Consider the following 21,285-nt stretch of genomic DNA (forward strand, 5'->3'; position numbering starts at 1 on the left):
AACAAACTGCCCCTACCTCTCTCGAAAGCAAACGCCCCGCTGTGCACAGGCACAGCGGGGCGTTTGCGCATAGTAAGGCGTTGTGCTGTAGCGTTAGTCAGCGGCCATGGCTTCGTTGAGAAAGTGTACAAGTGGTAGTGCAGCTCGCCAAGCGGCCAAGACGTGGGTGGGAAAGTCGGGGCGCAACACTTCGGCGTCCGGTACAGGTTGCCACACAAAGAAGCTCTTGAGGCGGAGCCACTCCACATCGGGGTCAGCGCGGTCGTAGCCTTTGGGAGCTGTTTTGAGCGTTTGCGTCATGTCTAGGCCCGCGGGAAAGTAGCGCAACAGCTCTGACTCTTGGCGCATTGCGTGGAAGGCCTCGGGATTGTAGTGGATTTCCTGACGCACGCGGGCCAGTTGGGCGGGCTCGGGCAGCCAGCGCCCCGCTCCAATATAAGTTTCGCCGCCGGGCTGCACAGCCACGAAAAAACCAGCCCACGGACTGTGACGGCCGCCACGCTTGATGCCCGCTCCCATGTGGCGCTTATAGGGCTCGTCGCTCTGCTGAAAACGGTCGTTCTTATTGATGCGAAACATAACGTCTTGGGGCTTAATGCCCGTAAGGGCAGACTCTAGCTGCGTAGCTCCACGAAGCAGCTCTGCCACAAAGCCCGTGTACTCAGCCCGGGCGCGCTGGTAGTCGGCTCGGTGGGCATCCATCCAGGCTTTGTTGTTGTTGGCGGCCAGGTCCCGCAGAAAGGGCAATACGAAGTCTAGTGGCATAGCAAAAGGAAAAAGCGCCGATAACAGCACGGTCCAAATAGCACCGCCCCGCACCGGGGTAACGGTACGGGGCGGATAGCAGGCGGGTTCTGAGTGTAAAAGCTAGTGTTGGCCTAGGGCTTGTGCATTACCAATGGGGGTGCGGTCATTTAAAGCCCAGCTAAACGATTGGTATTCAATGGTAGCTGTGGGTTGAATAGGGGTGCGGGCATAGCGGTTCAGGAAAGCAATGAGGGCTGTTTCCGTACCGAACTCTGCCGAGTAAGCATCAAATAACCCCGACACCTGTACTTGCCCCGAGGCAAGCTGATTGAAGGTCGGGTCGTTGATAAAGCGCCGCGCCTGAGCGTCCAGCTGCTGATTGATGCGGGTGCCGTCGTAGGCTTCTGCTAAGGGCGCCGGGGCCGATGCGGCCGTGTAAAGCAAGCCAAAATGCACGCGCGGGTCGTGAAATTGTGCCGTAAGCATCTGGCGCTCAATCTGGTTGAGCGAGTAGGACTGGCCGCCTACTTCTACTACTGGTGCGTCCCAGGGCGACTTTTGGCCGCCTACTGTCTTCACCCGGATGTCGTTGATGCTGCTAATAGGGTAGTACTGCAATACCAAATAGGTAGCAGCAGCATTGTAGGTATTCAGCCAAAACGCCTTCGTGTCGTTGGAAGACCAAGCCGGATTACGCGGATTCACTTTACGCAGACTCAGCAGATAATCCAAAAGTTTATCCTCTTCTTCAAGCATGCCTTGGTAGTCTACGTGACCATCAAGGGTGGAATGTTGCATGAGCAAGGCGTTCCACGGCTCGTGTAATAGTTCCAATGCATTGTTATCGTCGGCTTGGGCGGCAAAGCAAGGGAGCATGAACAGGAATAGTCCTCCCAAGAAGCGGTACAGTAGGCGTGATACGGTAGGCATGCAGTAGATGAGGGCAAACAAGGACAGAAGCAGGCACTTTTACAGGCATATGTAAAAAGCACAAGCTGGGCAGAGTGTTCCTGACCAATGAAGCAAGGTGGTCAGGAATGGATTATCTGATGAATCAGTATTACAAAAGTATAATGAACATTCTATGTTTACAAATGGCAATTGTAATTTGCAGCTATAGTATTGCAATATGTGTAGTGACATTAGTTTGATTAGCAAAATCAAACGCCCTTGCGGGGTGCTAGCAAGCCTTTTCGTTGGGCTAACCCATACACAAGCGGTTATAGTCTCTGATATAATTTTTAACAAAAACGTAAAGAGTACAGTAACTGTCTCTAGAGGGAGTTGTTGATTAATTGCACTTAGCTGGTGTTTTGGTTGTAAGTGAACAGGGGTTTATACTGTGTATAATGCTCGAAAAATCCGATATTTGATGTTGCTTAGCTGCCAGTAGGCTATTGAGTATTTACCTTACGCCCAGTAGTATGGATTCCGTTTCAGCCCTTTCTCCCGCTTTGCCTGCTACCCTGGCAGAAGCACATGCTGAAATTCAGTTGCTCCGTGAAAAGCTAGCCGAGCAACGCATGCTAGCGCGCATACCGGCGCAAAATCCGCATCCCATCTATCGGCTTGGGCCTAATCAGCAGCGGTTATATGCTAATCCTGCCGCCGACCGCCTAGCCGCAGGATTGACGGAAGAAGAGCTGGAGCAGGCGCGTGAGCAAGCCTTCGGGTGGGCCATGGATGCGCTACTAAATGGCCAAGATGCCCGGCATGAACTGCGCATCGGAGCCCGTCAGTTTCAGGCTTGCATTGTGCCCTTCCCCGAGGAGGAATACGTAAACTTGTACTTGGTAGAAGAAACTGAGCGAGTAAAAGCCCAACAACTGCGCGCTGCTCAGCAAGAGTTTACTCAGCAGGTGCTGGATACCGTTCCTATCCTGGTGTACGTGCGCGACGCCGAGGGTAAATTCATATTCGAGAACAAAGCAACAAGTGAGCTAGGCGAGCAATTGGCCGCAGCTTCGCTGATATCCACAAATGTGCGGGCCGCTCAGCGCCAGCAACAGGAGCATTACAAAGCCAGCGACGCCCAGGTGCTCTTGACGGGTAAGGAGCTTATTGTAGAAGATCCATTAACGCTGCCCTCCGGCGAGCAGCGTTGGCTGCACACTATCAAGCGGCCGCTGCAATGGAGTGATGGCAACGTACATGTGCTGGGCGTAAGCACCGACGTAACTGAGCTGAAGCAGGCCACGGAAGCTGCCCGCGCTGCGGCCCGGGCGCAAGAAAACTTCTTGGCCAACATGAGCCATGAAATCCGCACGCCTTTGAACGGCGTGCTCGGCATGGCGGCACAGCTCAGCAAAACTCAGCTCGATGTACGCCAACAAGAGCTGCTTACTATCATTCGCTCGTCCGGTCAGCACCTGTTGGGGGTTATCAATGATGTGCTGGACATGGCCAAGATCAGCTCGGGCAAGCTGGAATTTGCCCAGGAGGCCTTTAACCTTTGCGATTCTATGGGCCAAGCAGTGCAGCCGCTTGCCCTACAGGCCCAGGAAAAAGGCATCAACTTCGAAGGTACCCCGCTTCGTAATTCCTGCCCGTACCCCTGGGTTATTGGAGATGCCCATCGGCTCAACCAAATTCTGATTAATCTGGTTAGCAACGCCATCAAGTTTACCCCAGTTGGGGGACGTATCAGCGTAGGAGGCTACCTGCTAGCCGAAACCTCGGACTATATTGAGGTAGAATTCCGGGTTACGGATACTGGGGTTGGCATTGCGTCAGATAAGCTGACGCGCATTTTCGAGAACTTCACCCAAGCCTACGCGGATACAGCCCGGCACTTTGGCGGCTCTGGTTTGGGCCTGAGTATAAGCCGCGCCCTTGTGGAACAGATGGGTGGCACGCTACAAGTAGAAAGCCAACTGGGTAAGGGCAGCACCTTTACTTTCCAGTTGATGCTACCCCGCTCTACTCCCTCGGCGCCGGTAGCCTTTGCTCCTAGCTACGACACGGGCGCCCTGCGCGGCAAGCGCGTACTACTAGTAGAGGACAATGAAATTAACCGTTTGCTGGCCGGCTTGCTCCTTGAAGAATGGGGCGTGACAATGGACGAAGTGGAAGATGGCCCCACGGGCATCGAGCAGCTCCAACAGGCCGCCTACGACGCCGTGCTGATGGACATACAAATGCCCGGTATGAGTGGCTTGGAGGCAACGGCCGCTATTCGCCAGCTTCCCAACCCGCATCATGCGCGAATACCTATTGTGGCGCTTACTGCCAACGCTTTCGCCAATGACGCGGAGCAGTACCTAGCTGCTGGAATGAATGCATGCGTGGCCAAACCCTTTGATGAGGCTCTGCTCTTCAACACCCTGGCAAACTTATTTGGCCACTAAGCTCCGAGTAGGGAAAGCCAACAAGAAACAACGCCCGCGTACTTGCTGCCAAGCACTGCTGCATTATTAGCAGTGCTTGGCAGCAAGTACGCGGGCGTTGCAGTAGTTAGACGCCGGCGTACTCGCTAGCAACGGCTGATTTATAGCTAGTGACAGTCAAGGTATCCCCGACGCGGATGGTACCGGAGGTAGGGCCCGTCACGTTTTGCCCAAACATGACTTTCCCTCTTTGGGTGCGGTAGGAGGCCAAGGTGCGCAAGGGTTCCGCAGCAGGATGCTTAGTGGCCGTGCGTTGATCAATAGTTGTGAGAACACAGCGCCCGCAGGCGCGCACAGCTCGGAAGGCTACGTCGCCGATGTAAAATTCCTGCCAGCTATCCTCAGCGAAAGCCTCACCGCCGGCAAATACTAGGTTGGGCCGGAACCGGTCCATTCCCACAGGCTCAGCCAGACGGGCGTTCAGATCCGTCAACGATTTCTGTCCAATGAGCAGGTAGGGGTATTGATCCGCAAAGCTCACCAACTGTCCCTCGGGATTTAGCTCGGGCTCCACATCGCGCCGCACCATATCCGACATGTAAACGAGCTTACAGGGCTGGCCTAATGCTTCGGAAAGCCACTCGTCGCATTCCGGACGCGCGCGTGAGGCAAAGACCATGTCGTCCCAAATAGTCACGAACAGTGTTTTATCCGGTGTAGCCGCGAAGGGCACAAAGAGCGGTAGCAGATCGGGCCGCGCTTGGTGCCGAAGCAAAAAGCCGTTGTAGGCGGGCTCTACCTTCAAGTGAACCATGGCGGCTGTTTGCCGTTGGGTCATGAACTGGTTGCGCTCATTCACAATCAGCCAGCGCCGGTCGTGACAAAGACCGCGGGCTCCTACTGCCGCTTCGGTAAGCCGGATGCCGCCGAGTGATTTAACCGGATAAATGTACAGGTCGGTGAGGACGAGGGGAGAAGCAATAGACATACCCCAAAGGTAGGGGGTCTTCCTGTTTTATGCGCGCCAATTAATGCAGGGGACGCTTTTTGATCATACCTCCCTTCGTGTCCTTTACCGAGTGCATCACCATGAAGGCTTGGCGGTCGATGAGTTCGACCTCTGTCTTCAGCTGGCTGATTTCCAGACGGGTAATTACGGTAAACACGATGTCGATGGGGTTGGGCTGCTGGCCGTGCGTACCAAAACCGCGCTTACCATTGTACACCGTAGCACCACGGCCGAGCTTTTCCGTAATCATGCGCCGAATAGCGTCGGAGCGCCCCGATACGATAGTTACCCCCGTGTACTCTTCCAAACCATCAATAACGAAGTCGATGGTTTTGGCTGCCGAGAGATACGCCAGAATGGAATACAAGGCAGTTTCAATGGATAGCACCCAGGCGGCTACGCCAAAAATGAGAATATTAAATACCAGAATGATATCACCCACGCTGGCGCTGGACTTTTTACTGAGGTAGATGGCCATTATTTCGGTGCCATCGAGTACACCGCCGCCGCGCATGGCTAGGCCAATACCAGCGCCCAGGAAGAAGCCGCCAAATACGGAAATCAGCAGTTTGTCGGACGTGACAATGGGGAAAGGGACGGTAGCCAGCACAATAGCCAGCCCAACGATGCCTAGCAGAGTACGAATAGCAACACTGGGGTCAAGCTGCCGCCACGCCATCAGCACGAAGGGCAAGTTGAGCACTACAATAAGAACCGGGAGCGGCAAGTGAAAAATGCGCGTAACCAACAGGGAAACACCAGTTACGCCGCCATCCAAGAATCCGCTGGGTAGTAAAAAGCTTTCGAGCCCGAACCCGGCCGAAAAGACGCCCACCACCATCAACAGCGTATTGGTAATCTGCCGTCTCAGCCAGTTTGGATCGGCGTTTGTCTCGTCATCGCCACCGGGCTGCGGAGGACGTGGGGGAAGGGAAGTAGGGGTATTAGACTTTCGTAACTTATTGAGAAACATGAGTTGGGGAATGAGCATAGGCAGCAAGTAAAGTCATGGTTTAATCTATATCCTGTACGACCCCGGAGCTGTAATGTTAATACTAGACAAGTGTATTGGCAGAGGATTGCGCCGGTTGGCGCGGATTTTGGTCCGAAATAGTCAGCGAATATTGTTCTGGTTTCTAGGAAAGCGTATCCGCTGTTTAGAAGATGCCCTCCGTTAGTTTTCCACTATCTCGTCCGCCGCGCCGATTAACCCAGTACGCTTTTCTGAGAGGCTGTCGGGGGCGCGCTCAGTTTGCTGCCACTGTGCTTCCCGTGGCTGGTATGTTGGCTGCATACCCCGTGCTAGCCTCGGGCGAAATCATGCAGCTCGTACTAGCCGCTGGGCTCATCGTCATCTGCACCACCGTGCTGGCCTTACTTGCTGTGCCTCGTTTTCACGATGTGGGCCTGAGTGGGTGGTATACCCTGTTGCTGTTGATACCCGGCCTGAACATCCTGGTATTAGGGGCCTTACTTATCTGGCCGGGGCGCCCGTCAGGAAGGTGGCAGCAGGAAGTGAAAAAAGTGGCCTACCCATTGCACAGCACCCAGCAAGTGCAGTCAGCAACCTAACGAAAGACTACGCAGTAGCTGCACAGTAAAGCTGTAAACCAACTCAGGCCCGCATATGTAACCTATGATAGGTAACACATGCGGGCCTGAACTGAATATTGGGCTAAGATGGTTTACTGCGCTACCTGCTGGCGGGCTAGCTCCACGGCGCGGTACAGATTTACTACCCCGCCAGCCTCCGACAACTCCCGAAAATCAACGGTCTTGTTGGTGCCAGGCTGCTGCACTTGGGTATGTACTGGCGTAGCCGACGCCATAATGATGGACTTGAGCTGGGTGGCCGTTAGGGTAGGGAAATAGGACTTGAGCACTGCCGCAATACCCGATACCACCGGGGCAGCCATACTGGTGCCGCTCTTGTTGCCGTACTGGCTGCCGGGAAGGGTAGAGTAGATCTGGTTGCCGGGCGCAAATACGTCCACCGCATGGCGGCCGAAGTTGGAGAAGTCGGCGGCTAGGCCTGCGTCATTGGCGCGGGAAGATGCCCCCACCGTTAGCATGTTCGGAATGCGCTGCCCGTTCTGGAAGACTGGTGCGGGGTACTGCATGGTCTGATCGAGGTTCTTGCTCTCATTGCCAGCAGAATGAACGAGTAGCACTCCCTTAGAGCCGGCGTATCGGATAGCCTCTTCTACCGCTGGGCGCTGAGGCGAGTAGTACTTGCCAAAGCTCATATTGATAATGCTGGCCCCGTTGTCTACGGCATAGCGAATGGCATTGGCCACGTCCTTGTCCCGCTCGTCGCCGTTGGGCACGGCGCGCACAGCCATGAGCTGCACGTTGTTGCTCAGGCCCATGATACCAACAGTATTGGTGCGGTCGGCCCCAATAATGCCGGCTACGTGGGTGCCGTGGCTGGGGTCGGGTCCGTACAGGTCGGCGTTGCCATACCGGCGCTCCTTCACATCATCTGGATGATCTTGCACAACAGTGCGCGGATCAAATTTCAGATTCAACGAGTAGTCGAGCTGGTTTTTGGTGTCCGTCACGGCTTCTTTGATTTCGGCTAGTACCGCATCAAGGGAAGGGTAGCCTGCCTCACGCAGGTTTTCGTAGAGCCCAGCCGTGACGCGCAGCAAGTTGGGGTCTTGCGTGGGTGGGTGGTGGAGCGTGGCCGTGTCGAGTTGAGTAACGTTCAGCGCCTGCTTGAGCATGGAAATGCCTTGGGCATTCTCGTCGTAGGCTTTCTGCATGTCGGCCAGGCGCTGCGTGTTCTCCTTTAACTTTTCGTCGTAGCTCTTTTTCACCTTCACGTAGAGGTCGTAGTCGGCACGCTGGGCTGCGGGTACGCTGGTGCGCGCTTTGCCTTGGAAGCGGGGTTGCAGCTTAGCTAGCACGCGGGTGTCCTCGTACGTGTCAATGTCCACGTTGCGGCCGTCGGGTCCGCCCAGAAAGCTCCAGCCGTGCACGTCGTCCACGTAGCCGTTCTGGTCATCGTCGCGCTTGTTGCCGCTAGTTTCCTTAGTGTTTTTCCACAGCAAGCGCTTCAAATCCACGTGGGCGGTGTCAATGCCGGCGTCAATGATAGCCACGGTTACCAGCGTAGGTACCCGGTCTTTCAGAAGCTCCTGGTAAGCCCGGCGGGCACTCACACCCATTACGCCGTCTTGCTGAGGATCAAGTAGGTACCACTGCGGGTCGTTGGTGGGTGCTGAGGTAGGGGTTTGTGCTACGGCTAGTGTGGGCAGCAAAAACGCCAAACCCAACAGGTTCCGGCGAAAGGAAAGGGGAAAGGACATTGGGAGAAATAAGAGGCGAGGGGTAAAACGGCCTATACGAAGGCCGGAAGAGGAAAGGCTGATTCGAACAACGTAGATTCAAGGTGTTTGCTACAGACGCATATTTCAGGCCATAGACGCATTCAAATCGGATTCTAAGGGGAAACCCTGTATAAGCTGATGAGTTAGGCTAGGTTAGCCAGCGTAGGGCATCAAGACAGTGCTACATTAGCTTTACCGCTTGGTCTCGATAGCCACGAGAGCTAAACAAATGCCGCCGCCGCTGTTTATGCTGCAGTGGCGCCGGGAGTATGCCCTGGGTAAGCCACCCTCTCCTGACAAGAGGGGCTGCAACCTGCCGCCACGGCCTGTATCTTTACCGCTCTGCTACCTTCCTGACTGAACCGAATGCGCCTACGTTCCATTGTTGCGGGGGCTTTGCTGGCCCTGCCGCTGTTGCCGGCTGCTGCCCAAGCGCCCAAAACGTATTCTTCCTCCGAAATGCTATTAGGGCTCAAAAAGCTCAATGTGTTGGGCTCGGTGCTCTACATGGCAGCTCACCCCGACGACGAAAATACGCGCCTCATTGCTTACATGGCCAACGGCCGCCTGCTAGAAACGGGTTACCTCAGCTGCACCCGCGGCGACGGGGGCCAGAACCTCATCGGTCCGGAGCTGCGCGAGCAGCTCGGCGTTATCCGGACCCAGGAGCTGCTGGCTGCCCGCCGTATTGATGGAGGTCGGCAGTTTTTTACTCGCGCCAATGATTTTGGCTTCTCTAAAACGTCCGACGAAACCTTTACCATCTGGGACAAAGAGCAGGTATTGGCCGATATGGTGTGGGTGATCCGGCAGCGGCGGCCCGACGTGCTCATCACCCGCTTTCCACCCGACCCCCGCGCCGGTCACGGCCACCACCAGGCCAGCGCCATTCTGGCCGCCGAAGCCTTTGATGCTGCCGGTGACCCCAAGCGCTTTCCCGAGCAGTTGAAGTATGTGCAGCCCTGGCAGCCTAAGCGCCTGCTCTGGAATACTGGGAGCTTCTTCGTGAAGCCGGGCGAAAACATGGATGGCTACCTGAAAGTAGATGCCGGCGGCTACAACCCACTACTGGGGCAGAGCTACGGCGAAATGGCCGCCCGCAGCCGCTCCCAGCACAAAAGCCAGGGCTTCGGCTCCGCTGCTACCCGTGGTGAGGCGCTAGAGTATCTGCAATACGTGAAAGGAGACAAGCCTAAGTCCGACCCCTTCGAGGGCGTTGATATGACTTGGAACCGGGTGCCCGGCGGGGCGGCCGTGGGCAAGCTCGTAGACGAGGTGATTCGGAAGTACGACCCGGCAAATCCTTCGGCAAGTGTAGCAGGGCTGCTAAAGGTAAGAGCAGGAATTGTGAAGCTTGACCAACAAGCCAAGGTGTTGGGAGGGTCAGTAAGCTCTAAAAAACCAGACTATCACTGGCTCAAAAGCAAGCAGGAACAGATAGAAGAACTGATTCGGGCTAGTTTAGGCCTCTACCTTGAAGCTACTATCTCGGAGCCCACGGTTGCTCCCGGTCAGGCAGTAGCCGTACGCCTCGATGTGCTCAGCCGCTCAGTCGTACCTATAACTGTGCGTGGCGCAGGCGCCCTAGGCTTCGGCCGCGACACTACGGTGAATGCTACGCTGAGCGCTGAGAAGGTGCTCTCCCTGCGGTTGCCCATCCGATTTGCGTCCCAGCTTTCAACTTCACAACCCTATTGGCTTCGCGAAGCAGGTACGGTAGGAATGTACCGTGTGCCAACTGAATTGCTGCTTGCGGCGGGAGGAGAGCGGAAAGCAACACAACTACCTGGTGTGGCTGCAGCGCCTTCTGAGCATGTACCAACTGGGGGAGGAGGTGCAACAACACAGGAGAGCAACGCTATGCTGCTGGTCAATCAGCAGAACCTCATTGGGTTGCCTGAGAACCCAGCGGCTGCCTACATAGGACTACAGATAAATGTATTGGGAAGTCCGTTGTTCTATAGTGTGCCGGTCCAATACAAAAGCACCGACCCGGTAGAAGGGGAGAAATACCGCCCACTGGCCGTGGTGCCACCTGTGGCAGTAAATATTGGCGGGCGCGCCTACGTCTTCGCCGACAACCAACCCAAAATCGTTCCGGTAACACTGCGGGCTGGTAAGGCCGGGGTGAAAGGAGCAGTGACCCTTACGTTGCCCAACGGCTGGAAGTCGGAGCCGGCGAGCTTCAACTTCGACCTCGCCAGTAAAGACGCCGAGCAAACTGTGCAGTTCCGGGTGCAGCCCGGCGCGGGCGCCGCGGAGGGCAAAACGGAGTTGCGCGCCGTAGCCACTGTGGATGGACAGCAATACTCGCGCGGCTACCAGGCCATCGAGTACAACCATATCCCAACTCAGGTGCTTTTTCCCGAAGCTATAGCTCCGCTGGTGAAGCTAGACCTTAAGCGCAAGGGCCAGGAAATTGGCTACCTCATGGGGGCCGGCGACGAGGTGCCCGACGCCTTGCGCCAGATTGGTTACAACGTGACCTTACTGAAGCCCGAAGACATCACCGACCAGAACCTGCGTCGCTTTGATGCTGTGGTGCTGGGCATACGCGCCTACAACACCCTCGACCGACTCAAAACTCTGCAGCCAACGCTGTTGAAGTATGTAGAGAACGGTGGCAATATGGTGGTACAGTACGTGGTGAACCGCGGCACCGTCATCCCCCAAATTGGCCCTTACCCACTTACCCTGTCTTCCGACCGCGTGACGGTAGAAAATGCAGCCGTCACGTTCTTGAAGCCCCAGCAGCCCCTGCTGAATACGCCTAACAAGATAACTGCCAAGGATTTTGAGGGTTGGGTGCAGGAACAGGGCCTGTACTACCCGTCGCAATGGGACCCGAAGTACCAGACAGTGCTTAGCTCCCACGACCCCAACGAATCGGCTAAGGAAAGTGCCATCCTGGTGGCCGACTACGGCAAGGGCCACTACATTTATACCGGTCTTAGCTTGTTTCGGGAACTGCCTGCTGGCGTGCCCGGTGCCTACCGCCTGCTTACCAACATGGTATCGTTGGGTAAGTAAGCCAGCGGCCGATAGTTAAGCCATAGTCACTACGTGCGGCAGGGCTGCCTTTTGCTGCCGCACGTAGTGGTGTATCATCGAGTAGCCTCATGCCTTTGTTGCAGGAATGAGGTGTTGTTTGTTGCTCTACGTACTGCCTCATGCCCACCCACCCTGAAACCGATGATCAACCGCCGCTGCTTCCCTCGTGGCGGGCGTGGTACTGGCTGGTGCTAGGCGCCTTGACGGCTGAAATTGGCTTTTTTGTGTACCTGACGCGGCTATTCGCATGAGCACACTCGATTGGCTGGTGCTGGGTAGCACGTTGGCACTCATCATTGGCTACGGTACTTGGCGTACTCGTCGCGAAGGGCAGTCGTTGGACGGGTACCTGCTGGGGCAGCGGCAAGCGTGGTGGGGCATTGGGCTCAGCATCATGGCTACCCAGGCCTCGGCCGTTACGTTTCTTAGCGTGCCCGGCCAAGCCTACGCCGATGGCATGCGCTTTATACAGTTCTACTTTGGGTTGCCGGTAGCCATGGTGCTCATTGCGGTGGTAGCCGTGCCCATTTACCACCGCCTGAAAGTATATACTGCGTACGAGTACCTGGAAGGCCGATTCGACCGGCGCACGCGCACGTTCACGGCCCTCCTGTTTCTGGTGCAGCGGGGCCTCAGCAATGGTCTTTCGCTCTACGCACCCGCCTTGGTGCTATCGGCTATTCTGGGCTGGAATATTACCCTGACGGTGTGGCTAATGGGCGGGCTGATGATTGCCTACACCGTATCGGGTGGCACGCGGGCCGTCACGGTAACCCAACACGGCCAGATGGCCGTCATTTTTGCGGGCATGTTGGCTGCTGGCTACTTGCTGGTGCACTACCTCCCAGCCGGCGTAGGCTTCACGGAAGCTATGCAGCTAGCCGGTCATCAGGGCAAGCTCAACTTGGTTGATTTTCATTTCGACCCCAAAGACCGCTACAACTTCTGGTCGGGGATGACGGGCGGCTTGTTTTTGGCCTTATCGTACTTCGGCACCGACCAAAGCCAAGTGCAGCGCTACCTAGCGGGGCGCAGCATCACGGAAAGCCGCTTGGGCTTGCTGATGAACGGATTACTCAAGATTCCTATGCAGTTTGGTATTCTGCTAATTGGGGTGCTGCTGTTCGTATTTTATCAGTTCAATGCCCCACCTGTTTCCTTCGACCAAGCCCTTTTGAATCAGGTGCGTAGTAGCCGGGTAGGGGCGACTATTCTGCAGGATGCCCAGGAAAACCACGATGCCTTATTTGCCGCCAAGCGTGCCGCTACCTTGGATATGGTAACCGCTCTGCGTTCGAGTGACCCTGGCTTGGTTGCCGCAGCTCAAACGCATACCCAAGCTGTAGATGCTGCCTTGGCTGGGCAGCGAGCGGCCGTTTGGGAAGCTCTTAAACGCGTTACTGCCACCAAGGAAGGCCCAGCTACCGACTACATCTTTCTCACCTTCGTGCTCAAGTACCTGCCGCGGGGCGTGGTAGGCTTGCTCATTGCCGTAGTACTATCCGCCGCTATGGGCTCGGCGGCGGCTGGGCTTAACTCTCTGGCTTCTACGTCGGTCATTGATATGTACCAGCCCACCCGCCCCGGCCGCTCCGATGCGGAGTACGTGCGCGTCTCGCGGTGGGCCGCCGTGGGGTGGGGCGTGCTGGGTATTGGCTTTGCTACCTTTGCCGCCCGCCTCGAAAACCTCATTCAGGCCGTCAATATTCTGGGTTCTCTCTTCTACGGACCTATTCTGGGTATTTTTGTGGTGGCGTTCTTCCTGAAAAACGTGGGTGGCCGCGCCGTGTTTTGGTCCGCGGTAGTGGCGCAGGCCCTAGTGCTACTCCTGTTTTGGCGCACCGATATTGCTTACCTCTGGTACAACATCATTGGGTGTGTGCTGGTGGTAGTAGGCAGCGTGCTAGGAAAAGCTGACCAGCCAGCCGCAGCCTAAACGTAGCGTGGCATCTACCGCCCGCCGCAATGCAAACGCGCCCGATTCCAACTGGAATCGGGCGCGTTTGGTAGCTAGGAAGCCAGAAGGCTACTTCTTCTTGCTGGCGTTGTTAGCGCTTACGATCAGCATCTCGTTCATTTTCACGTAGTCGGTGTTTTTGGCTTCTGTTGCCAGCTTCTTTGACTGCTCGGCGGCGGTTACGGCACCCTTGTAATCCTTCATCTTCATGCGGATTTTGGCTTCCGTGTGGAGGTTCCAGAACTTAGGGTCAGTGGCGTTGGCCTTTTGCATCCAGGTCAGGGCTTGCTTCAGGTCCTTATCGTTATCGAAGTAGTACACGGCGGCGGCGGCCAAGTCACCATTGGAAGGGCTAGCACTCTTGGTCACCTTCTCATCAATCTGCGCCATCACCTTCGACTCCACGTCCGTCATAATGCGGAACTTGGCGCTGGTGGTTTCCCACTGCATATCCACAGTGGCAGTAGCGGGCGTGAGGTCGGTGAAGTTGATGGTGAAGGTTTCTACCTTGGTTGGCAACTTGCTGGGCTTCACAGTGAAGCTGGCCACGTTTTCGTCGTCTTTGAAGCTGGCTACGTCGGCACCGGCTTTGGTGCTTTTGTTGAGTACTACCGTCCAGGAGGCCTTGCCCGGAATGGTATAGATGCCGTACTCGCCCGCGGGTACTTTCTTGCCTTCGATGGTTACATCATCCGAAAACTTAATGCTGGTAGTGGCATTGGCACCCGTGCGCCAGCGCTGCCCAAAAGGTACCACTGCGGCAGTAGTGCCCTCGCCGAAGCCTACGCGGCCCCGGAGGCTAGGACGTGAATACGTGATAGTAACATCCGTAAGGCCTACGCGCTGCTGTATGGTGCTCTTGGGAGAGGCCTGAGGAGTAGCAATTTGAGCGTGGGCACTGCTGGCGAAAAGCAAACCGCTCACGAGCAGCGTAGCGCCCAAAGAACGGAAAGAAGATGTCCGGGAAGTGGTGGTCATCATGAGGCAAATACGATGGAAAAGGGTGAATTGCGGTAGTAAAAATAGGTAAATCCTCACACTAGAGTGGTAAGCAAGGGGCAGTGAGAAAAGCTGTGAGCCGCTTACCCACTACACTCGGTGCTGCGCAATGTGGTGCTGGGTGAGGAGTTGCGCCACCATAGCCGGGGTAGCCGGAGCCTGCAAGCAGCGCATGTTGAGGTAATAACAGGCCGTTTCGGTAGGATAGAGTAGGAGCCAGTCAGGCTGCACCCACACTGCCCGCCGAATTAGGCCCCACTTACCCGAAAATTGGCCCAATGTGTTGCGGCCGCTAATTTCGGTATCCGTGAGGGTAAAATCGGTAGGCTGGTGGGCAGCCGTGTTCCTCGCGTACCCCCGGCGTAGCTGGTAGCGCACTAGCCCAAAGCGCAACAGCGCGTATAGTACCGCTACCGCCAGAAGAATAAGGGAAGAAGATGAAGGGAACTGGCCGTTCTGGTACACCTCCAGCCCCACTTTCAGGGCTAGCAACCCTACCGCCGCACCCAGAATCCAGTGATTTAGGCGGGTGCGGGGCCGGGCGCGCCAGAGCCGAAAGTTCAGGGCTACGTAGTCGGCCTCCGAGATGCTCACGGCTGCCAGGTGTAGAGGGGATAAGGAAGATGCGGAAGGTACCATAGTCCCGCGAAAGTAGCTCAGGCTCCGGCAACTTCATGGAGACGCAACATGTTCAGCACGTCGGTGGGGGTACCCGGCTCAGATCAAGGTAGTAGCAGTGCTCTAAGGAAGTGTAGAACAGTAGCCAATTATCAATGCGCTGGATATGGTAAAGGCTGTTTCAAGGATAAAATTGCCAGCCCGGAGTCGAAAGTGGCTGGCCGGCGCGGATTCGGCCGGTCCGGTTAGTGAGGTTGCTGGCTTTGGTGAATTAATTGGTATTCGACAAAGAAGCGGGAGTAGCTAGAAGGTTAAGGCTGGATACGCGGGGATTATTTGAATTCAGTTAATAGAGAGAATCGATGGATTCCATGTTGTCCTAGTATACTGATCAACTGTTTTACTCGTGCACTAGATAGCCTTTCGTTCAAACGTAAAAAGCATTGAGGGCGAAAGGGCCCTAGGCCAGCAGCATGTATCCTGCCCGCCTCAATATTGGCGGCATCTAAGTACTTCTGTGTAATCCGGAAAACCAATCTGAATCTGTGCCTTATGTTAGCTCAAACTGTAGCTTTAGCAGGTTGGCGTAGAGGCCGTTTTCATCGTTGCTAAGTTGCTCGTGGGTGCCTTGCTCCGCAATGCGGCCACCCTCAATAACCAGAATTTTATCCACCTTCCGGATGGTGCTGAGGCGGTGGGCAATGATGATGCTGGTGCGGTTCTGCATAAGCTCGTCCATGGCCTGCTGCACCAGTTTCTCGCTCTCTGAGTCGAGGGCAGAGGTGGCTTCGTCGAGCAGCAGGATGGCCGGGTTTTTCAGGATGGCCCGCGCAATGGCAATGCGCTGGCGCTGCCCGCCCGAGAGTTTAATGCCCCGCTCGCCCACCATCGTGTCTAGCCCCTCAGGGAAGGATTGGATAAATTGCCAGGCGTTGGCCCGGCGGGCAGCATCAACAATATCAGCCTCCGGAGCGTCGGGGCGGCCGTAGAGGATGTTCTCGCGGATGGTGCCGCCGAACAACATAGTTTCCTGGGGCACAATGCCGATGTGCTGACGCAGCTCCGTCAGGTCTAGGGTATTAATGTCGCGGCCATCAACGCTGATGGTGCCGCCACTGAGCTCGTAGATGTGCATCAACAGCTGCACAATGGTACTTTTACCGGCCCCCGAGGGCCCCACCAGAGCTACCTTCTCGCCCGCTTCAATACGGAAGCTAATATCCTTGAGCACCGTAAGGTCCGGCCGGGTGGGGTAGCGGAACTGCACATTCTCGTAGCGGATGTCGCCGTACACCTGTAGGGGAGTTGCACCAGCCGGCCGGGGCTGATGCACTGGTTCCGATTCCTCGTCCAGGATTTCGAGAATGCGCTCCGAAGCGCCGAGGCTGCTCTGAATCTTGCCGTACATCTCACCCAGGCCACCCACGGAAGCCCCAATAAACATGGTGTACAGAATAAACGACACTAGGTCGCCCATGTCCAGGTGGCGCGGGTCGGCTTTGGGTAGCTCCACATAGGTAGCGCCGCGCCACAACACCAGAAAAATGCCACCGAAGATGGCCACAATAATGAACGACACAAACGCGCCGCGGTAAATGCTCGATTTCAGAGCAAACTGCACGGTACGGTCTAGGCCGGCCGCGTAGCGGCTTACCTCGTGCTGCTCACTGGTGTAGGCTTTCACGGAGTTAATGCCTTGCATCGTTTCCTCCACTACCACGTTGGTTTTGGCTAGCTCATCCTGGGTTTGTTTGGAGAACTTGCGAATGCTGCGCCCGAACAAAAAGGCCAGCAACACCAGGGGCGGAAACGTAGCCAGCATAAACAGCGAGAGGCGCCACGACTCCCACATGATAAAGGCCACGCCAGCCAACAGCGTCAGAATCTGGCGCATAAACTCAGCCAGGGTCAAGGTGAACGTATCCTGAATGTTAGCTACGTCGGACGTCAGGCGGGAGGTGATTTCGCCCACCCGGCGCTGCTCAAAAAACGGAATCGGCAGCGTTACCAGCTTCTGGTAGAGCGTGCGCCGAATGTCGCGCACCGTAAATTCGCTGACCCGTGAAAAAAAGAAAATTCGCCCGAAGGAGAACAGGCCCTGTACTAGCACTACCCCAAATAACAGCAGCGCCACGCCTGTAATGGTGCGAGGTAGGTAGGCCGGTAGCTTGGTAGTTTGGTGATTAGCGATGTTGACCAGATAGCCCAGCATCTTGGGCATTACCATGGTGGAAATGCTGCTAAGCAGCAATAGCAGCAGCCCCGCAATAAATGGGCCTTTGTACGGCAGTACAAAGCGGAAAATCCGCAGTCCACGTTGAAAAGTCTCTTTCGTAAGCTTGACCTTGGGGGCATCAGCCTCCGTTTGGCCACTGGTATTCATTCCGCTTCTGGCTGCCATTTTTTTATAGAAGCGAGAAGTGAGCAGTAGAAAGCGGTAAGCAAGAGGTGAGAAGTACAACCAAGTGCTACATGAGCCTGATTCCTACTTCTCACCTCTTATGCTTAACTTCTAGATACTCACTTCTCCATCAATTCATTATTCAAATTTGTTTTTGCCCTGTTCTACTTTTACATCAGTAGAGTTGCCGAAAGGTACGGGCAGGCGCACCTGCACGGCTACCGGCTGCCCCTTGCGGGTAGCTGGTTTCCAGGCGGGCATTTGGCCCAGCACCCGCAGGGCCTCCGTGTCGCACTCCGGGGAGAGAGGTTGCAGCACGGTGGGGTTGGTGAGGTGGCCGTCGGCTTCCACGGTAAAGGTCATGACCACGTTGCCGCTGATTTGCTTGACGCTGGCCGCTTCCGGATACTTTAAGTTTTGCTGAAAAAAGGTGTTCAAGCCCTGGGCACCGCCCGGAAATTGCGGGGGCGCGTCGGGGCGGTTGGCGGCCGGTTTGGCCTGGGCCTGCATGCGCCCAGCCCGCAACTCAATGGGCTGCTTGGCAGGAGTAGCAGGTGGCTGGGTTTGGGCCTGTGCCCCGCCGGCGGCCAAAGCTACGAGCCCGAAAATGAAGAACAGATGTTTCATAGGGTAAAGGAAGGTAGCGCCCGGTGCGAAAGCTCCGTGCGGGGGTGTAAAGGTACACCTCCCTAAACAACGCCTATGCTACGGGGTTCAATTCTAGGTTGCGCGGACGCGAAATAGCCAGCAAGCCCAGGAATGTAAGTAAACCGTTCAGTATCAGGATTTCGAAGCCGAACTCGTACCCCCACCAGTCTTTGGAGTTGGCATTGATGAACCAGGTCAGCAAGGGCGCCACCACGCAAACGGGTAGCACCAGCTTGTCGTGGAGGCCGCGGCTAGTGAAAATGCCGAAGGAATACAGGCCCAGCAGCGGCCCATAAGTATAGCCCGCCGCCTTAAATACTGAGGTAATCACGCTCTGGTCGTTGATGGCCCGGAAAATCAGGATGATAACGATAAGAACTAGCGAGAAGCCAAAGTGCGTGAGTTGGCGCACGCGCTTTTGCTGGGCCTCCGGGTACTGCTTAATAGTAAGCATATCTACACAGAAGGAGGTGGTCAGGGCCGTAAGGGCCGAGTCGGCGGAGGCGTAGGTAACGGCAATAATGCCCAGGATGAACACAATGCCCGCGAACAAGGAAAAGTGGCTGGTAGCCAACAGTGGAAACACGTTGTCGCCAATAACTTTACCAGTAGTTGGGTTGGTAGGCAGGCTGATGCCTTTGGCCGCCGCAAATTGGTAGAGCAGCACGCCCAACGACAGGAAAAACACGTTTACTACCACAATGGCAATAGTAAACCAGAACATATTCTTCTGGGCATCCTGGAGGTTGCGGCAGCTTAGGTTCTTCTGCATCAAGTCCTGGTCGAGGCCGGTCATGACAATAGTAATGAAGGCGCCCGATGCAAATTGCTTCCAGAAAAACTTGTCGTCTTTGGGGTCGGAGAAGTAAATCTGCGACATGGTGCTTTCCTTCACCGTTTTTACCAAGCCCGCAAAGCCCAGGTTCAGCTCGTTGGCCATTAGGTAAATACTCACAGCTACGCACACCAGCATAGCCAGCGTCTGGAAAGTATCAGTCCAGAGGATGGTCTTGAGGCCGCCGCGGAACGTGTAGAGGTAGATCAGGAAAATGCTAACCGTCACTGTTACGGCAAACGGTACGTTCAACTGGTCGAACACCGCAAACTGGAGCACGCCCGCCACCAGAAACAGCCGAAAGGCCGCCCCCACTGCCCGTGAAATAAGAAAGAACAGGGCCCCGGTTTTGTAGCTCCAGAACCCAAACCGCTGCTCTAGGTAGGTATAGATACTCACTAGGCGCAGGCGGTAGTAGAGGGGCATTAGCACCGTGCCAATGACTACGTACCCCACCGTGTAGCCTAGTACTACGGCCATGTAGCTCCAGCTCTGGGAAGCCACCATGCCGGGAATGGAAATGAACGTGACGCCCGACAGGGAGGTGCCAATCATGGCGAAGGCCACCATGTACCAGGGCGCGTTGCGGTTGGCAATGAAGAACGACTCGCTCGTGGCCTTGCGCGAGGTGAGGTAGGCAATGATGATGAGGACGACGAAGTAGCCCGCAATCAGGCTCAGAACGAGGGTAGGAGACATTGCTAGTGCTTGGTGGTGTGAGTTCAGGTTGAGGTCAGAGACCAGGAAACCAAAACTTCATACCTCAAAGCTACTCTCCCCCGCTGACAATAACGCACCCACCTCGTTGGCCACCACCATCGTGCCCTACACGCCACGCCCCCTAATTTGTGCCTAGCGTGCGAGTACCCGCGTAGTAATACAGCTCAGCCAAGGTTTTCTCGTAGCTGGCCCGCATGCTTTCCTGCTTCAGGCGCAAGTCAATAAGCTTGGTTTCGCGGCTGTTGATAAGGAAAATAGTGCTTTCCCCTAGTTCGAACTTTTGAAGCTCGGCCTGTAGCAGAAGCCGTTGGTTGGCAATAGTTTGAGCTTGCACAGCAAGTTGGCGCTCGTAGGCCTTTAGGGTGTTGTATACCGCGCTTACTTGGTTGAGAATGGTGCGGCGGCTCTGTTGTTGTTCCAAGGTGGCATCCTGCACCTTGATGCGCGTTTGCTGCAGCTTGCCCCGTTCCTGGCGTAAAAACAACGGAAAGGCAAAATCCACCCCCAATTTGTAGTTGTCCCATCCGAAATCGTAATAGGCTGGCACCTCGGAGCGGTAAAAGTCACCGCGGCTCAGGAGCGTACCGCTTACGTTTATCTTGGGCTTGAGCAACTCACGACGGTAGCGCTCCTCCACACCCAACTGCCGAATTTTGGCGTCGAGCTTAATGAGGGTAGGATGACGAGCCCCGGCCAAGGCCACCAACTGCTCAAATTCCGTGGAGTGTACTGACCCAAGGAGGGGGCGTTGGGGTACGGCATAGGTAGGCAGCTCTACCGGCTGGGCATCCTTGTTCCACAAGTGGTTCGAGAGTACTAGGCGGGCATTTTGGAGGTCTACTTGCAGTTGCTCGGCTTGCACCTGCCGGTCCTGCACCGTAATCTGTGCTTCCACCGAGTCGATGGGAGCTTGGTCGCCGAGGAGGGCGCGCCGGCTGATCCCGCGGAAGCGGGTGTCCGCCAGCTCTACCCCTTCCCGAATGAGAATAGACTGCTGGTAGGCATAGTACCAGTTCCAATAATCCTTGGAAGCCTGAAGCCACACCTCGTTGATTTGCTTTACCTGGTCAGCCTCGGCAGCCGTTACCAAAATGCGGGCTTGGCGCAGGGTGCTGCGGCGGGCATCAATAAGCAGTCCCTGCCCCAGCGGTACCGACAAGCCCACGCCCGCCAGTCCGTCCAGAGGGGTGCGGTATTGGGGGTTGACGTAGGTACCCACCATACGGTCGTAGCCAGCTTTCAAGTCGATGCCGCCCGGCCAGAGGGGTACTTTCAGTTCGTTGGACCAGTTGTTATAATAGTCGGTACCCCCGAACAGCTTCCGGTCAAAGCCAGACCCTACTTTGGGGTCGAAGCCGCCGCGGGCTGCCAGCACCTGCGCCTGCGCATCGGCGCTGAGCAGGGCAGCTTGCTTGACCACGGGGTGGTTGGCAAATACCAGGTCGGCGAGGTCTTGTAAGGAAAAGATACGGGCCGTATCCACGGGAGGTCGGTCGGCGGCTAGCTGCCGAGTTTGCACTGGTGCGGGCTCCAGGCGGGGAGCTTGGGTAGGGAGGCGCGGCGTCTGGGCCGAAGCGAAGAAGCTAGCCAGCAGCAGTACTACACCCAGGCTGCCCGTAAACGAAGTTTTTATCATCGTTCT

16 protein-coding genes are annotated in these 21,285 nt (G+C 56.0%); 5 read left to right on the plus strand and 11 right to left on the minus strand.

The window, feature by feature from the left end; genetic code table 11:
• Nucleotides 1–93: 93 nt before the first annotated feature.
• A complete protein-coding gene (locus CHB83_RS14475; protein WP_089333127.1) occupies nucleotides 94–765 on the minus strand; it encodes a DUF2461 domain-containing protein in 672 nt (223 codons plus the stop codon).
• A gap of 102 nt (nucleotides 766–867) precedes the next feature.
• Complete coding sequence (locus tag CHB83_RS14480; RefSeq protein WP_143437139.1) at nucleotides 868–1,677, minus strand: DUF547 domain-containing protein; 810 nt, start codon at nucleotides 1,675–1,677, stop codon at nucleotides 868–870.
• Between the two features lie 494 nt (nucleotides 1,678–2,171).
• Here CHB83_RS14480 and CHB83_RS14485 point away from each other — a divergent pair, with 494 nt between their 5' ends.
• Nucleotides 2,172–4,094, plus strand: coding sequence for a PAS domain-containing hybrid sensor histidine kinase/response regulator (locus tag CHB83_RS14485; RefSeq protein ID WP_089333129.1), 1,923 nt, complete (start codon nucleotides 2,172–2,174; stop codon nucleotides 4,092–4,094).
• A gap of 106 nt (nucleotides 4,095–4,200) precedes the next feature.
• Here CHB83_RS14485 and CHB83_RS14490 read toward each other — a convergent pair whose 3' ends face one another.
• A complete protein-coding gene (locus CHB83_RS14490) occupies nucleotides 4,201–5,061 on the minus strand; it encodes an MOSC domain-containing protein (RefSeq protein ID WP_218823179.1) in 861 nt (286 codons plus the stop codon).
• 40 nt (nucleotides 5,062–5,101) lie between these two features.
• Nucleotides 5,102–6,073: a YitT family protein gene (locus CHB83_RS14495; RefSeq protein WP_089333130.1), complete on the minus strand. Its 972-nt coding sequence runs from the start codon at nucleotides 6,071–6,073 to the stop codon at nucleotides 5,102–5,104.
• A 173-nt stretch (nucleotides 6,074–6,246) separates the two neighbouring features.
• Between CHB83_RS14495 and CHB83_RS14500 the strand changes: the two genes are divergently transcribed.
• A complete protein-coding gene (locus CHB83_RS14500; protein ID WP_089333131.1) occupies nucleotides 6,247–6,654 on the plus strand; it encodes a DUF805 domain-containing protein in 408 nt (135 codons plus the stop codon).
• Between the two features lie 113 nt (nucleotides 6,655–6,767).
• Here CHB83_RS14500 and CHB83_RS14505 read toward each other — a convergent pair whose 3' ends face one another.
• Complete coding sequence (locus CHB83_RS14505; protein ID WP_089333132.1) at nucleotides 6,768–8,393, minus strand: S8 family peptidase; 1,626 nt, start codon at nucleotides 8,391–8,393, stop codon at nucleotides 6,768–6,770.
• 387 nt (nucleotides 8,394–8,780) lie between these two features.
• Here CHB83_RS14505 and CHB83_RS14510 point away from each other — a divergent pair, with 387 nt between their 5' ends.
• The 3 genes from CHB83_RS14510 to CHB83_RS14515 all read left to right on the plus strand — a co-directional run bounded on the left by CHB83_RS14510 (nucleotide 8,781) and on the right by CHB83_RS14515 (nucleotide 13,401).
• Nucleotides 8,781–11,444 carry a PIG-L family deacetylase gene (locus CHB83_RS14510; RefSeq protein WP_089333133.1) on the plus strand — a complete coding sequence of 888 codons (2,664 nt, stop codon included), beginning with the start codon at nucleotides 8,781–8,783 and terminating at the stop codon, nucleotides 11,442–11,444.
• Between the two features lie 140 nt (nucleotides 11,445–11,584).
• Nucleotides 11,585–11,716, plus strand: coding sequence for a hypothetical protein (locus CHB83_RS24220; protein ID WP_262489942.1), 132 nt, complete (start codon nucleotides 11,585–11,587; stop codon nucleotides 11,714–11,716).
• Complete coding sequence (locus CHB83_RS14515; RefSeq protein WP_089333134.1) at nucleotides 11,713–13,401, plus strand: sodium:solute symporter; 1,689 nt, start codon at nucleotides 11,713–11,715, stop codon at nucleotides 13,399–13,401. Before CHB83_RS24220 ends, CHB83_RS14515 begins: the two co-directional genes overlap by 4 nt.
• 90 nt (nucleotides 13,402–13,491) lie before the next feature.
• On the opposite strand, the gene CHB83_RS14520 is transcribed toward CHB83_RS14515, so the two are convergent.
• From CHB83_RS14520 to CHB83_RS14545, 6 genes are all read right to left on the minus strand, one after another.
• Nucleotides 13,492–14,403 (minus strand): DUF2911 domain-containing protein, encoded by a 912-nt coding sequence (locus CHB83_RS14520; protein ID WP_045690182.1) that lies wholly within the window; start codon nucleotides 14,401–14,403, stop codon nucleotides 13,492–13,494.
• Nucleotides 14,404–14,511: 108 nt separating this feature from the next.
• Nucleotides 14,512–15,060 carry a hypothetical protein gene (locus CHB83_RS14525; protein WP_089333135.1) on the minus strand — a complete coding sequence of 183 codons (549 nt, stop codon included), beginning with the start codon at nucleotides 15,058–15,060 and terminating at the stop codon, nucleotides 14,512–14,514.
• Nucleotides 15,061–15,589: 529 nt separating this feature from the next.
• Complete coding sequence (locus CHB83_RS14530) at nucleotides 15,590–17,440, minus strand: ABC transporter ATP-binding protein (RefSeq protein ID WP_245855361.1); 1,851 nt, start codon at nucleotides 17,438–17,440, stop codon at nucleotides 15,590–15,592.
• A gap of 138 nt (nucleotides 17,441–17,578) precedes the next feature.
• Nucleotides 17,579–18,067: an energy transducer TonB gene (locus CHB83_RS14535; RefSeq protein ID WP_089333137.1), complete on the minus strand. Its 489-nt coding sequence runs from the start codon at nucleotides 18,065–18,067 to the stop codon at nucleotides 17,579–17,581.
• A gap of 73 nt (nucleotides 18,068–18,140) precedes the next feature.
• The gene (locus CHB83_RS14540; protein ID WP_045690185.1) at nucleotides 18,141–19,622 is read right to left on the minus strand and encodes a sodium:solute symporter; all 1,482 of its coding nucleotides are present in this window, start codon (nucleotides 19,620–19,622) and stop codon (nucleotides 18,141–18,143) included.
• A gap of 142 nt (nucleotides 19,623–19,764) precedes the next feature.
• Entirely contained in the window at nucleotides 19,765–21,279 is a 1,515-nt protein-coding gene (locus CHB83_RS14545; RefSeq protein WP_089333138.1) for a TolC family protein, read from the minus strand.
• Nucleotides 21,280–21,285 lie beyond the last annotated feature (6 nt).

The sequence above is a fragment of the Hymenobacter mucosus genome (assembly GCF_900188255.1).
Lineage (GTDB): Bacteria > Bacteroidota > Bacteroidia > Cytophagales > Hymenobacteraceae > Hymenobacter > Hymenobacter mucosus.